The following is a 13,961-nucleotide window of genomic DNA, read 5'->3' as shown; positions in this document are numbered from 1 at the left end:
GTCTGCCCATGAGTTCCCTGTCCGTCCCGTCTGCCGCCATGGCCGCCGCCCCTGCGCCGGCTGCGCCCGCGCAGGCTGCGTTCGGCCTGCAGGTAGTGGTCGGGTTGTTCGGTGTGTTGCTGGCTGTGCTGTGCGCCGGCCTCAACGAGTCGGTAACCAAGATTTCCCTGGCCGATATCCGCGGCGCCATGGGCATCGGTGCCGATGAAGGTGCCTGGTTGCTGGCGGCATACAGCGCCGCTTCGGTCTCGGCCATGGCCTTTGCGCCGTGGCTGGCCACGACCTTCTCGCTGCGGCGCTTCACCATGAGCGCAATTGGTCTGTTCGCCGTGTTTGGCCTGCTGCAACCGTTCGCCCCCAACCTGCACAGCTTGATGTTGCTGCGCGTACTGCAGGGCTTTGCCGCTGGCGCCTTGCCGCCGATGTTGATGAGCGTGGCCCTGCGCTTCCTGCCGCCAGGTATCAAGGTCTATGGCCTGGCCTGCTACGCCCTGACCGCCACCTTTGGCCCCAACCTCGGCACGCCGCTGGCGGGGCTGTGGACCGAATACGTCGGTTGGCAATGGGCATTCTGGCAGATCATCCTGCCCTCGCTGCTGGCCATGGTCTGCGTAGGCTGGGGGCTGCCGCAGGACCCGCTGCGCCTGGAGCGTTTCAAACAGTTCGACTGGCGGGGCGTACTGCTGGGCCTGCCCGCCATCAGTTGCACTGTGCTGGGCCTGTCGCTGGGCGACCGCTGGGGTTGGTTCGACTCGCCGCTGATCTGCTGGCTGCTGGGCGGTGGCCTGCTGTTGCTGGTGTTGTTCATGTACAACGAGTGGTCCGAGCCGTTGCCGTTTTTCCAGTTGCGCTTGTTGCAGCGGCGCAACTTGAGTTTCGCCCTGGTGACCCTGGCCGGCGTGCTGGTCGTGCTTTCGGGTGTGGGCAGCATCCCCTCGGCCTACCTTGCGCAGATCCAGGGCTACCGCCCGGCGCAGACCAGCCCGTTGATGATGCTGGTGGCCATGCCGCAACTGATCGCCCTGCCGCTGACGGCGGCACTGTGCAACATCCGCGCAGTGGACTGCCGCTGGGTGCTGGGCATTGGCCTGGCGATGCTGGCGGTGTCCTGTGTCGGCAGCAGCCTGCTGACCAGCGAGTGGATCCGTGGCGACTTCTACCCGTTCTACCTGCTGCAGGTGTTCGGCCAGCCGATGGCAGTGCTGCCGCTGCTGATGCTGTCCACCAATGGCATGACCCCGCAGGAGGGCCCGTTCGCCTCCAGCTGGTTCAACACCGTCAAGGGCCTGGCCGCCGTCATCGCCGGTGGCCTGCTGGATGTTCTTGGCACCCTGCGCCGGCATTTCCATTCCAATCACCTGGTGGACAGCCTGGGCAACGCCCCGTTGGTCGACGGCAACGCCGCTGGCCTGGCCAAGCGCATTCACGACCAGGCGCAGGTATTGACCTCGGCTGACCTCTATCTGGTGCTGGCCTGTATCGCCGTGGCCCTGATCTGCCTGATTCCATTCGTGCCTACCCGGGTCTATCCGCCGCGTGCGGTGGCTTGAACCCTGGATGATTTCGAGAACCATTGAAATGACCAACAACCGCAAAACCCTTTTCATCGGCTCGGTGCTGGCCGTGGCCGTCCTGGCCGGCATCGTCGGCCCCTGGATGTTTGGCAGCGATCACCGCCAGAGCACCAATGACGCCTATGTGACCGCCGACTACACCGTGGTCGCGCCCAAAGTCGCCGGTTTCATCAAGCAAGTGCTGGTGGAAGACAATCAGCAGGTCACAGCTGGCCAGTTGCTGGCGACCATCGACGCGCGTGACTACCAGGCCGCGCTGGATGCTGCGCAGGCGCAGTTACTGGTAGCCCAGGCACAAAGCGCCGATGCCCGCGCCACGCTTGAACGCCAGGACGCGCTGATTGCCCAGGCCGAAGCGGCAGTGAAGGCGGCCCAGGCTGAGGTGGCGTTCGCCGACCATGAAGTCAACCGTTACAGCCGCCTTGCCGAGCAGGGCGCGGGTACCGTGCAGAACGCCCAGCAGGCGCGCAGCGCTGTCGATCAAGCCCGTGCTCGCCTGGCCAACGCTCAAGCTGCGCGGGTGGCGGCGCGCAAGCAGGTGGACATCCTCACGGCTCAAGTGGCCAGCGCCGATGGCCAGCTCAAGCGTGCCGAAGCAGGCCTGGAAAAGGCCCAGCTCGATCTGTCCTACACCCGCATCACAGCGCCGGTGGACGGTATGGTCGGCGAACGCGCCCTGCGCGTGGGGGCCTACGTCAACCCGGGCGCTCGCCTGCTGTCGGTGGTGCCGTTGCAGCAGGCCTATGTGGTCGGCAACTTCCAGGAAACCCAGCTGACCCACGTACAACCGGGCCAGCCGGTGCGCATCAGCGTCGACACCTTCTCCGGCGAAACCCTGCAAGGCCATGTGCAGAGCATTGCCCCGGCTACCGGCGTCACCTTCGCCGCAGTCAAGCCAGACAACGCCACCGGCAACTTCACCAAGGTGGTGCAGCGCATTCCGGTCAAGATCGTTCTCGATGATGGCCAGCCACTGCTCACCCGCCTGCGTGTGGGCATGTCGGTCGAAGCCACCATCGACACGCGTGGCGACAAGCTGGACGGCAAAGAGGTAAGTGCGCGATGAAACCGGGATTACGCTTGAGCCCTTTGCTGCTGGCTGTGCTGCTGACCGGTTGCACCCTGGGCCCGGATTTCCAGCGCCCAGATAGCCAGGCCCCGCAGCAGTGGGCGCCGCTGCAAGGCGAGGCAGCGGCCAGTCAGCCGCAGGCCGAACCGCTTGAACTGCGCTGGTGGGAAACGTTCCACGATGCCCGCCTGAGCGCGTTGATCCAGCGCGTTGCCGAACGCAACCTCGACCTGCAGATGGCCAGCGCGCGGTTGCTGCAAAGCCGTGCCCTGCGCAGTACCTTGGCTGCCGACGAAGTACCGTCGGTGGACGTGAACGCCGGTTACAGCCGCGCTCGTAACAGCGCCGATGGTTTGAGCGATCCGTCCGGCAAGGCCGGGAAAGAAGCCTTCAACCTCTGGCAGGGCGACCTGGTGGCCGGTTGGGAACTGGATCTGTGGGGCCGTGTGCGGCGTCAGGTCGAGGCTGCCGATGCCACGGTCGAAGTGGCCGAGAATGACCGCCGCGGTGTGCTGTTGGCACTGCTTTCGGAAACCGCCGGCAATTACATCCAGCTGCGTGCCGTGCAGCACACCCTCGATGTGACGCAGGATAACCTCAGGGTCGCCCGGCACAGCCTGAAGCTGTCCCAGGACCGCCAGGCCGAAGGCGTTGCCACGCGCCTGGATCTGGCCCAGGCCAGCGCCCAGGTCGCGTCTATCGAGTCGCGCCTGCCAAGCCTGGAAGCGCAGCGTGATGACCTGATCAATGCCCTCAGCCTGCTCGCTGCCGAGCCGCCGCGCAGTCTCCAGGCCGAATTGCTGCAAGGCGGCGAGCTGCCTGCGCCGCAGCAGAAGTTTGCCATCGGCTTGCCGTCCGAACTGGCCGAGCACCGCCCGGACATCCGCCAGGCCGAGGCCCGCCTGCATGCCGCCACCGCCAGCATTGGCGTGGCCAAGGCGGAATTTTACCCCAGCATCCGCCTGTCGGGCAGTGTCGGCTTCCAGGCCCTGCAGCTGTCGGATTTCGGTGGCTGGGATTCGCGCCGGTTCGCCTTCGGTCCACAGATGTCGCTGCCGATTTTCGAAGGCGGCCGGCTCAAGGGCACCTTGGAACTGCGCGAGGCGCAACAGCAGGAAGCCGCGCTGAACTATCGCAAGGTGGTGCTGGGGGCCTGGCATGAAATTGACGATGTGCTACGCCTGTACAACGCCAGTCAGTTGCGCCGTGATCACCTTGCCGAGGCCGTGCGGCAAAACCGTATCGCCCTGGAAACCGCCCAGCGCCAGTATGTGGAAGGGGCGGTGGACTTTCTCAATGTGCTGACGGTGCAAGGCGCGCTGCTGGCCAGCGAGGAGCAATGGATCGACAGCTCGGCCGCGGTGTCGCAGGCGCTGGTGGGGCTGTACAAGGCGCTGGGTGGAGGCTGGCAGGCGTTTGATGAGCCGCCGCCGAATGCACACGGTTAGACCAACCACCGATGTGTGTCCACCACCAATCTGGTGTAGGAGCGGGTTTACCCGCGAATACGGTAGCGGCGGCAACAATGAACGGCGGGTGGAGATTGGCCAGCAGGGCCGGCCTCTTCGCGGGTGAACCCGCTCCTACACGGCGGCCTGTGTCCAACCACCGATGTGTGTCCACCACCAATCTGTGTAGGAGCGGGTTTACCCGCGAATACGGTAGCGGCGGCAACAGTGAACGGCGGGTGAAAATTGGCCAGCAGGCCCGGCCCTTTCGCGGGTACAGGCAGGTGATCACTCAGAGCGGGCGCAGCAGGCCAAAGCGCTTGCGCAGCGCCCAGTCCAGCAACCGCCGCGGCAGCAACCGTGCCATCAGCGGCAAGGCTGTACTGCCATTCCCCAAACGTACCACCGCGGGCACCGGCGACTTGCCGACGGCTGCCAGCACGCCTTGGGCAAATACCGCCGCCGACGTTGGCTTGTCCTGCGATGCCCGCGCCCGTGCCTGCACATGCTCACGCAAAGGCCACCACGCCGAGTCTGCCGCCAGCACCTGCTCGGCCTGGCGCTGGGCATTGCTGGCGAACTGCGAGGCAATTGCGCCCGGCTGTACTTCCATTACCCGTACACCGAACGGTGCCAGTTCCAGGCGCAAGGCATCGCTCAGGGCATGCACAGCCGCCTTCGAGGCGCAGTACGCGCCGGCGAATGGCGTGACCAGTACGCCCGATACACTGCCGATATTCACCACCAGGCCGCGTGAGCGGCGTAGCAGCGGGAACAGCGCCCGGGTAACGCCGACCACGGCGAAGACGTTGGTTTCGAATTGCTGGCGCAGGGCGTCGACGCCACCATCGAGCAGTGGGCCCATGGCGCCGTAGCCGGCGTTGTTGATCAGGATATCGAGGGTCTCAAGTTCCTCTGCCAGGCGGGCCAGCGCCTCGCCATCGTTTACATCCAGCTGCCGGGCCGTGTAGCCGGCGGCACTCAGCTGCTCGACATCCTCAGGCTTGCGAGCGGTGGCCCAGACATGGTGGCCGGCATCGCGGAAGGCGTCGGCCAGGGCGCGGCCGATGCCGCTGGAACAACCGGTGATCAGGACGGTGGGCATGGTTGGGGCCTGTTGTCATGGAGGATTGGTTGTTGCCTGTGCCGGCCTCTTCGCGGGTAAACCCGCTCCTACACACCCTGCAGGAGCGGGACTACCCGCGAAGAGTCCGGCATAGGCAACACATCAATTGGCAAACGTACCTTGCAGGCGTTCTGCGCGGAATTCCAGGGTCTGCGGCCGATAGCCGGAACGCAGTGGCGGCAATGGCAGGCAGTCTTGCCACTCGGCCCCCGGCTGCAATTCACCCGGCCCTCGGTATCGTGGAGCGTTGTAGGTGTTCTCGGCCAGGTTCACGGTATCGCCCGGTGCGTACGCCGCCACGCGCCAGCGCAGTTCGGTCAGCGGCACGTCGTTGCCGTTCTTCATGCGTACCTGCAAGGCACGGTCGGCGGGACAGTGTTCGGGGGCGTAGGTCAGACGCAGGTCCAGGCGCGCCAGTCGACTGCTTTCCCGGCTGTCTTGCCAGACCACGAACAAGGCCACCAGGCCCAGGCCACACACAGCCGCCAGGGAGATGGGAAGAGCCTTGGCTGGGTAACGCAACAACAACACCAGCCAGGTGAGGATCAGCAGGGCACCGATCAGCATCGCGTTATCGCCTCATTCGCGCGCAGGAATGGCTACAGCCTACCTAAAACCCAGCAGTCAGGTAACCGGTGAGCAACCGTGCCAGAAGCCAGACCTGGCAATACTGCGAGTAGTGGAAAGCGTATATCCATTCTAGATTCCGCCATGCCTATTCAAAAGGAGCATGGCCATGAGTCACACAGCAATTGAGCGAGAGCTTGCGCAAGAAATGAAAAAAACGCCTGCCAAGGGCAACGTTACGGCTGTCATCAGCCTTGCGGGTCAAAAGGAGGATTTCGTTTCCGAGGGCGTGGACTACGGGAACGCTGAAAAATCAGCGTGGTTGTACGCCTACAAGGGGCAGGCCGAAGATGCGGACGTCTACATTGACTTCGATCTGGAACTACAGGAGGGCGTGCGGGATGTCCTTATCGGGGGTGAGGCGAACCGGGCGCTTGTTCACAAGCGCGGCACAACCTATGGCGGCTATGCGAAATCCGGGCGTATCCGGAAACTCGAAATGACTGCCACGAGCATCAGGGCTGAGTCCTTCGAATTTGAAGGGGAGGATGATTTGCAGCGACCTTTCAAGGTGGTGGGTGGCCCATTCGACATCTACGTCATAGCCCCGAGCGGTGAATGAGCAGGCTCGCCCCTGGTCAGCCCAGGGGCGAGTCAGCATTTACTGTGCGATGGTCTTCACCGAAACGCCGCGCTCCATGGGGGTGGACGTGCGCCCATACACATCCTCGAAGCGCTCGATGTCATCCTCGCCCAGGTAGCTGCCGGACTGCACCTCGATGATCTCCAGCGGGATCTTGCCCGGGTTGCGCAAACGGTGCACCGAAGCGATGGGGATGTAGGTCGACTGGTTTTCGGTCAGCAGGAACACGTTTTCGTCGCAGGTCACCTCGGCGGTACCGGATACCACGATCCAGTGCTCGGCGCGGTGATGGTGCATCTGCAGCGACAGGCTGGCGCCCGGCTTGACGGTGATGTGCTTGACCTGGAAGCGGCCGCCCATGTCCACCGAGTCGTACGAGCCCCACGGGCGATACACTTCCAGGTGGTTCTGGGTTTCCGTGCGGCCCTGTTCGTCGAGGGTCTTGACCATCTGCTTGACGCCCTGGACCTTGTCCTTGTGGGCAATCATCATGGCATCTTTGGTCTCGACCACCACGATGTTCTCCAGGCCGATCACCGACACCAGTTTGCCGTTGCCGTGGATCATGCAGTTGCGGCTGTCTTGAACCACCACGTCGCCCTTGGTGACGTTGCCGTTGTCGTCTTTCTCGTGCACTTCCCACAGCGACGACCAGCAGCCTACATCGCTCCAGCCGGCCGACATCGGCACCACGCAGGCACGCTGGGTTTTCTCCATCACCGCATAGTCAATGGAGTTGTCCGGGCAGCAGGCGAAGGTGGCTTCGTCGATGCTCAGTACATCGCCGTCTTCCTGGCTGCGCTCCAGGGCCAGTACGCAGGTATCGTAGATGTCGCCGTCGTGCTTTTTCAGCTCTTCGAGGAAGCGGCTGGCGCGGAACAGGAACATACCGCTGTTCCAGAAGTAACCACCGGCCTGGACGAACTCGGCGGCGCGTTTTTCGTCGGGCTTCTCGACGAACTGCGCAACCCGCGCCACGCCTTCGGGCAGCAGCGCATCCTGGCTGGAACGGATGTAGCCATAGCCGGTTTCCGGCTTGGTCGCCGGCACGCCGAACAGCACCATCTCGCCACGCTCGGCGGCCACGGTGGCCAAGGCCAGGGCACGTTGCAGGGCTTTCTGGTCATCGATCACATGATCGGCAGGCAGCACCAGCATCAGCTCGTCGCGGCCTTCGTTGACCAGCTTCATGGCAGCCATGGCCACGGCCGGCGCGGTGTTGCGGCCGAACGGTTCCATGAGGATGCCCTGGGTTTCCAGCTTCAGTGCGGCCAGTTGTTCCTGGACGATGAACTTGTGGTCCTTGTTACAGACCACGATCGGGGTGTCCATGCCCTCGAATACCAGGCGCTCGATGGTTTGCTGGAACAGCGTGTGTTCACCGGTCAGGGCCAGGAACTGTTTGGGGAACTGCTTGCGCGACAGAGGCCACAGACGGGAACCGCTACCACCAGAAAGAATTACCGGGATCATCATGTTTCTCCAATAGTCGTTGAGAGGCAGGGGAATCAGTTGCTAGCCACGGGGCGAGTTACCCACACCGGCGACAAGGCGTTGCCGGAACCCGTTACGTACAGCACTGCGGCTTCGCCGCGCTCCAGGGCGACGGGTTTCACGTCACCCACTTTCTTGTCTCCTTGGTACAGCGCCAGGTTGACCTTGACCGGGTTGATTTCGCGTTCGCCACGGCCGTTGGCGGCCACCGGCTTGACCACTTCGGTCTTGCCGTCGGCGGTTTTCAGTGTCAGTTGCTGGTCGCTCAGGTTCTGCACGCGCACCAGGGCTTTCTGCTTGTTCTTGAACGGTGGTTCTTCGATCAGTTTCGGGGTGCCGCTGTTGCTGTTGACCAGGGTGTAGTACTTGTCCGAGGCCAGCTTGACCGGCACGCTCTTGCCGCCGACCTGGGCGGTGTAGTCGCCGCCTGGCAGGAAGCTGAAGTCGCTGCTGGCCTGTGCGCCAACCTGTTTGATCTGGGTGTTGCCGACCGACGCGGCGGCCGGTGCGCTGGTCGCGTTGTACAGGCGCACGAAGGTCGAGCCTTTCGGCGCGCTTGGGCCATACAGTGCGGCGTCGGCACCGGCGAAGGCCTGCATCGAAGCAAGGGAAAGGCCGGCCGCGAGGGTGAGGGCTTTGGCAATGGAAGTCTTGGTAGTCATGTGCGTTTCCTCTCTATCAGTCAGTGGTCTGTCCGGGTGGACGACAAGGCCAGGTTTTCTTCGGATTTACGGGAGTTTTTCAGCTGCGCGATCCACTGCGGATCGAAGCTGCTGAGGTCGTTTTTCATTGGCAGATAACGTTCGGGGAACTCCCACACCACCACTTGTGGGGCGGCGTTTTTAAAGGCATCGCTTTGCAGGTACTTGAGCATCGGCAGCAGCGGGCCATGGCCGTCTTCGGCGTAGTTGGCGACGTCACTGCGCAGGGCCTGCTGCAGCGCGCCGAGGAAGTTCCAGTGCGGGTTGGCGCTGTAGCTGGTGCCTACCAGTGCAACCGGGATCTGCTTGTCGGCGAACAACGCGTCGCCGGCGTCACCCTCGGCATCGACCGGCCGGGTGGTGCGTTTCTGCAGGTTGTCCGGGGCTGGCAGCAGGTTGCTGAACAAGGGGTCCAGTGGCAGGAAGTTGGTCAGGTCGCCCTTGTAGGGGGCGGTGTTGCCGGCTTCGGTGATGAAGGCTTGTGGGTCGCCGTTGAGCAGGCTCTGGCGGCTGACCGCTTCGGCCAGCGCCTGCGCCGCCACTTCGGCCCCCATAGGCGTCCAGTGGGTATCGGTACGCAGGAACACCTGGCCGCGGGCCTTGGCCTGCTCCATCGGTGCCATCAGCTCCGGTGCGAACACGTTGGCCTGGCGTGCCTGGGCATGGAACTGGTTGTACAGGTCGTCATGCAGGCTGGCAGGCCGCTCTTTGCCCAGGTACTCGGCGTAGACCCGCGCCTTGGCCGGCACGATCGCCAGCACCAGCTGGCTACCGTGTTGCTGCAGGGTGTCGCGTACGCCACGGATCAGTGCCAGGTTTTCCTGCATCAATTGCTCGGCACCGGCGGTGGGCTTGAACTCTTCGTCGCTGAACAACCACTGGTCGCGGCCCAGTACCACACCCGGGCGGCCTTCGTTGAACAGCTTGAAGTCCATTGCCGCCCACAGGTTGGTGCCCAGGCGCTTGATCGGGAACTCGGCGTCGTAGTGGGTCTCGGCGGCCTTGGCCAGCTTGCCATTGAGCAGGGTCATCTGCTCGGTGCGCTGGAAACTCTGCAGGCCACCGGTGGACCAGGCGCCCATGCCGACCAGCAGGCCGAGGAACGACAGGGAGTAGGTGATGCGTAATGTCCGGGTCATGGTCATCAACCTCAGAACTGGAAGTAAAGGAACGGCGAGTAGCTTTGCGCCGAAAGCTTGAGGATCGAGGCGACGAACAGCAGCAGGATCAGTGCGCGGGTCATCACCCGGGTCCAGTCCAGGCCGATCGAGCCGTCAGCGTTGACCTGCACCGGGGTCGCCTTGGGCGTCGGCCTGGCATTGCGGTAGAAGTCGCGCAGGCCGAAGAACACCAGGGTGAGGTAGGCGATGACCAGGGTGGCCACCTGCAGGCCGGTGAGCTGGGCGCGGTTGAGCTCCGACAGCTGCCAGTCGCCGAAGCTGAACATGGCGCCGTACATACGGGCGGCCACATGCAGGTTTTCGGCGCGGAAGATCACCCAGCCGACCACCACGAGCAGGAAGGTGAAGGCCCACTTCACCGGGTTGAAGCGCTGCGGGTTGGTGTCGAGGCCCAGCGCGCGCTCGATGGCCAGCCACATGCCGTGCCAGGCGCCCCAGATGATGTAGGTGAAGTTTGCACCGTGCCACAGGCCGCCCAGCAGCATGGTCAGGAACAGGTTGCGGTAGGTATTGAAGGTGCCTTTACGGTTACCGCCCAAGGTGATGTACAGATAGTCGCGCAGCCAGGTCGACAGGCTGATATGCCAGCGCCGCCAGAACTCGGTGATCGACTGGCTGATATAGGGCTGCTTGAAGTTTTCCATGAAGCGGAAGCCCATCATCAGGCCCAGGCCGATGGCCATGTCGCTGTAGCCGCTGAAGTCGAAGTACAGTTGTGCGGTGTAGGCCAGGGCGCCGAGCCAGGCATCGCCCGTGGTGGGGTTTTGCAGGGCGAAGCAGTGGTCGGCGACCACGGCCAGGGTGTCGGCGATGAACACTTTCTTGATGAAGCCCTGCATGAAGCGGGTGCAGCCTTCGGAGAACTTGTCCAGGGTGTGGGTGCGGTTGTTGAACTGGTCGACCAGGTCCTTGAAGCGCAGCACGGGGCCTGCGATCAGGTGCGGGAAAATCGCCACGAACGCTGCGAAGTCGATCAGGTTGCGGGTAGCCGGGGTGTCACCGCGGTATACGTCGATGATGTAGCTGATCGACTCGAAGATGTAGAACGAGATACCGATCGGCAGCAGCACGTGGGTCAGAATGAATGGCTCCAGGCCAAACGACGTCATGATCGCGTTCAGGCTGTCGACGCCGAAGTTGGCGTACTTGAAGTAGCCGAGGATCGCCAGGTCGACACCCACGCCGAGCAGCAGCCAGCGCTGCGCCGGCTTGGTGCGCACACCGGCGGCACCGACTTTCAGGCCGATCCAGTAGTTCCACAGGGTGACGCCGGCGAACAGTGCCAGGAAGTCCACCCGCCACCAGGCGTAGAAGATGTAGCTGGCGACCAGCAGCAGCAGGTTGCGATAACGTTGCCCGCTCAAGTAGTACAGGCCGAGGAAGATCGGCAAGAACAGGAACAGGAACACGTTGGACGAGAAGACCATCCCGGTTCTCCTAATTTGTTCACAGCATCCAGGGCAAAGCGCCCCCCAAACCCCCCAGTGCAAGACTGGAAGGCAACTTAGATCCCTGTGGGAGCGGGCAAGCCCTTGCCATGCACCGCGGTGGCTTCTTCGCGGGCATGCCCGCTCCCACAGGTTCCGCCCCCACAATGGGGGTCAATTCATTTCTTGCTCTCTGCACTCGGGTCGTAGACCCGGGTCACATCGCCGCCCAGCCGGAAGCTGTTGAACGGCTGCATGTCGTGCTTGCGCTCAAGCGTGTCGCCAACGCAGTGGTACAGCGCACACCAGGGCTCGAGCCAGGAGTACTTGCTATCGACCTTGAGGTCGGTCATGTCCTGTTTCTTGCCCGCACGCGCCTTGAAGTGGCTGGGATCGCGGGCGCCGGCCAGCACGCCTTCACCCAGGCGCTGCAAGGCGAAGTTGTTCTCGGCGCGCAGGTCGACACCATTGGCCTGGGCGAAGCTGGCAATCATCGCCAGCGGCGGCAAGGCGTAGTTGTGATAAGCCAGCGCGCGCTGCTTGCGCTTGATTTCGTTGGGCAGGAAGCCCTGGTCATCCACCTGGTTGGCGCCGACCTTGTATTCCTTCACGGCCCAGTCGAACAGGTCGCGACGGTCGGTGGCGACGGCGGTAGCCATGACCGACCAGGCCGCCCAGTAGCTGTGGTTGTTGATCTTCTCCAGCGGCAGGTCGCTCCAGTCACGCACAGTCTGCTCGGCCAGGCGGGTGAGCCATTTTTCGATCAGGTCGACCTCGGCCTGGTGTGCCGCCAGCGGCTGCGAGTTGGAGAATTTCAGCCGCAACCATGAACCGCTCATGCTGCCCAGCGCCCATTTGCGCATCGACTTGCCGGTATGGTTGTAGTCGGTGGACAGCAGTGCACCGGCACGTGCCCAGGTGCCCAGCCACGTCAGGGTGCAGTCGAGTTGCGCCGGGCGGCCGTCGCGCATGTACTGGCCGACCATCTTGCTCACGCCTTTCTCCAGCGTGGTGATGTCTTCGGTCGACTTGCGGAAGGCCTTTTCCGAGGCTGCGTTGAGCGTTGCCCGTGCCTTGTCCGAGCCTTCGTACTTGCTGCGAAACTGCAGCGGGCCGGTGTATGGCTTGGGCGCCGCTTCGCAGCGGAAGTTACCCTCACCGGTCTTGAGCTTTTCGATCCCTTGGTAGTAACCCTGCGGCGGTACCAGCGCGGCGTGCGCGGCACCACCAAACAAGGCCAACGCGAGCAGGGCGGGGCTGGAAATTCGCTTGAAAATGGTCATGGGGCGCCTCACTGGCCAGCCTCCGCGGTCTGCGCAGGCACGGCGAAGTTGTTGCGTTTGCAGAGCTTGGCTTCGACCTTCTGGGTGCCGCTTTCCGGCCCCTGTACCTCGAACGCCAGCAGGCGCTGGCTGGCCCAGTCCTCGTCTTCGCGCATCTGGAAGACGAAGCGGCCGTCGGTGTCGGAGGTTTCCGGTTTTTCCAGCTTGATGTCCTCGTGGCGGCCGTTGAGGTACCAGAGGGTGGCCTGCAACACCTTCACCGAGGGGTCTTCGAACTTGACGTCCATCTGCAGGTTGCGGTTGATCAGGTCTTTGATCACGCCGCCCTTGCCGTTGACCATCAGCTCGTTCTTGCCAGGCTTGAGGGTGGTGCTGGCGCTCATCAGGGCTGGGCGGTCGTCGCAGCCGTCGTCGAGCAGGCCAAGGATTTGCCGCCAGATGGTTTCCTGGTCCAGGCGGTACAGCGGGGAGAATTCCCAGATCAGGATCTTCGGCGGGTTCTTCTGGAATTCCTCGCTGCCCAGGTACTGGATCATCGACCCTTCCAGGCCACCGCCTGGGAAGGCGACGTTGAGCACGTCGGCGCCGATGTATTGCTCGAGGAAGCCCGAGAAGTTGTAGTTCTTGCCGCTGTGGCTGGTACCGACCAGGGTGATCTGCGCATTGCCGCTGTCACCGAACAGGTCGTCGCCGCCGCTTGCGCCTTTCGGCTCGGTGGCGAACTGGTCCATGTACTGGACGGCGTAGCTGGTGCCGCACAGTTGGCCGGCAACGTTGTGCAGGGTGCCGGTCTTGCCCATGCGCCCGGACTTCCTGGTCTCGAATTCCTTGCGCGGGATGCCTTCGAAGGCCGGCATCTTGTGCACGGTGTCGGCCACGATCTTCGCCGCACGCTCGGCACCGTACGGCGTCCAGTGCTGGTCGCCACGGAAGTAGAAGTCCTTGCCCTGGTCAGCGGCGGTCAGTTGCTCGTTGGTCAGCGGTGACAGGTCGGGCACGTTGTAACCCATGCTGGCGAAGCGCTTGAGCATGGCCTGGTAGTTGCCCAGGGCCTTCTGGTAGTCGAAGGCGGCTTTTTCGGCCGGGTTGAGCATGTTGCGGTTCACCAGGCCACGGGTCGGCTGGTACACCACCACCAGTTCCACACCACGTTTCTTGAACGCGTCGTGCACTTGCTGCAGGCGTTTGTAGCCGGCCGGGGTGGTGTTGAACTCGGTGCGCAGGTCTTCGCGGGTGCGGAACAGCCAGTCGCCCTGGGCCTGCACCAGCGTGGTGAAGTTTTGCTGATAGCGGGTGGTGTAGCGGCTGGCATCGTGCGCTTCAGGGCACAGCTGGCAGCAGGGCTCGGCGCTGAAGGTCGGGGCCTTGACGTCTTCGGCGCGCACGCCCTGGCTGATTGCCAGAAGGGCGGCGGACAGGCCCAGCAGTTTCATCAGGTGTGGAGTCAT

At 63.5% G+C, this 13,961-nt stretch carries 12 protein-coding genes; 4 read left to right on the top strand and 8 right to left on the bottom strand.

The features are described 5' to 3' along the window. The first annotated feature begins 8 nt into the window (after positions 1–8). From ACI7M0_RS22155 to ACI7M0_RS22145, 3 genes are read left to right on the top strand one after another with little or no spacing between them, the layout of a single operon-like run. The gene (locus ACI7M0_RS22155; RefSeq protein WP_129932695.1) at positions 9–1,550 is read left to right on the top strand and encodes an MFS transporter; all 1,542 of its coding nucleotides are present in this window, start codon (positions 9–11) and stop codon (positions 1,548–1,550) included. A 28-nt stretch (positions 1,551–1,578) separates the two neighbouring features. Further along, entirely contained in the window at positions 1,579–2,640 is a 1,062-nt protein-coding gene (locus ACI7M0_RS22150) for an HlyD family secretion protein (protein ID WP_049587435.1), read from the top strand. Beyond that, positions 2,637–4,091 carry an efflux transporter outer membrane subunit gene (locus ACI7M0_RS22145; protein ID WP_129932694.1) on the top strand — a complete coding sequence of 485 codons (1,455 nt, stop codon included), beginning with the start codon at positions 2,637–2,639 and terminating at the stop codon, positions 4,089–4,091. The genes ACI7M0_RS22150 and ACI7M0_RS22145 overlap by 4 nt, the downstream gene beginning before the upstream one ends. A 292-nt stretch (positions 4,092–4,383) precedes the next feature. Here ACI7M0_RS22145 and ACI7M0_RS22140 read toward each other — a convergent pair whose 3' ends face one another. Both ACI7M0_RS22140 and ACI7M0_RS22135 read right to left on the bottom strand, forming a co-directional pair. Continuing rightward, complete coding sequence (locus ACI7M0_RS22140) at positions 4,384–5,196, bottom strand: SDR family oxidoreductase (RefSeq protein WP_020193631.1); 813 nt, start codon at positions 5,194–5,196, stop codon at positions 4,384–4,386. Between the two features lie 123 nt (positions 5,197–5,319). Next, on the bottom strand, positions 5,320–5,784 hold the full coding sequence (locus ACI7M0_RS22135) for a hypothetical protein (protein WP_014592314.1): 465 nt from the start codon (positions 5,782–5,784) through the stop codon (positions 5,320–5,322). Positions 5,785–5,953: 169 nt separating this feature from the next. Between ACI7M0_RS22135 and ACI7M0_RS22130 the strand changes: the two genes are divergently transcribed. Beyond that, on the top strand, positions 5,954–6,406 hold the full coding sequence (locus ACI7M0_RS22130; protein WP_129932693.1) for a hypothetical protein: 453 nt from the start codon (positions 5,954–5,956) through the stop codon (positions 6,404–6,406). A 39-nt stretch (positions 6,407–6,445) separates the two neighbouring features. Here ACI7M0_RS22130 and ACI7M0_RS22125 read toward each other — a convergent pair whose 3' ends face one another. The 6 genes from ACI7M0_RS22125 to ACI7M0_RS22100 form a co-directional block, all read right to left on the bottom strand. Continuing rightward, the gene (locus tag ACI7M0_RS22125; protein WP_029615389.1) at positions 6,446–7,900 is read right to left on the bottom strand and encodes a mannose-1-phosphate guanylyltransferase/mannose-6-phosphate isomerase; all 1,455 of its coding nucleotides are present in this window, start codon (positions 7,898–7,900) and stop codon (positions 6,446–6,448) included. Between the two features lie 35 nt (positions 7,901–7,935). Then, positions 7,936–8,583, bottom strand: coding sequence for an alginate O-acetyltransferase AlgF (locus tag ACI7M0_RS22120; protein WP_129932692.1), 648 nt, complete (start codon positions 8,581–8,583; stop codon positions 7,936–7,938). 20 nt (positions 8,584–8,603) lie between these two features. Beyond that, a complete protein-coding gene (locus ACI7M0_RS22115) occupies positions 8,604–9,761 on the bottom strand; it encodes an alginate O-acetyltransferase (protein WP_129932691.1) in 1,158 nt (385 codons plus the stop codon). 11 nt (positions 9,762–9,772) lie between these two features. After that, positions 9,773–11,230: an MBOAT family protein gene (locus ACI7M0_RS22110; RefSeq protein ID WP_129932690.1), complete on the bottom strand. Its 1,458-nt coding sequence runs from the start codon at positions 11,228–11,230 to the stop codon at positions 9,773–9,775. Between the two features lie 179 nt (positions 11,231–11,409). Beyond that, the gene (locus tag ACI7M0_RS22105; protein WP_129932689.1) at positions 11,410–12,513 is read right to left on the bottom strand and encodes a mannuronate-specific alginate lyase; all 1,104 of its coding nucleotides are present in this window, start codon (positions 12,511–12,513) and stop codon (positions 11,410–11,412) included. Between the two features lie 8 nt (positions 12,514–12,521). Continuing rightward, positions 12,522–13,961, bottom strand: coding sequence for an alginate O-acetyltransferase (locus ACI7M0_RS22100; protein ID WP_129932688.1), 1,440 nt, complete (start codon positions 13,959–13,961; stop codon positions 12,522–12,524).

It is taken from the genome of Pseudomonas sp. 10(2024), assembly GCF_045164175.1.
Lineage (GTDB): Bacteria > Pseudomonadota > Gammaproteobacteria > Pseudomonadales > Pseudomonadaceae > Aquipseudomonas > Aquipseudomonas alloputida.
Note: the sequence above shows the minus strand (reverse complement) of the source record. Positions and strands in the feature narration are given on the sequence as shown.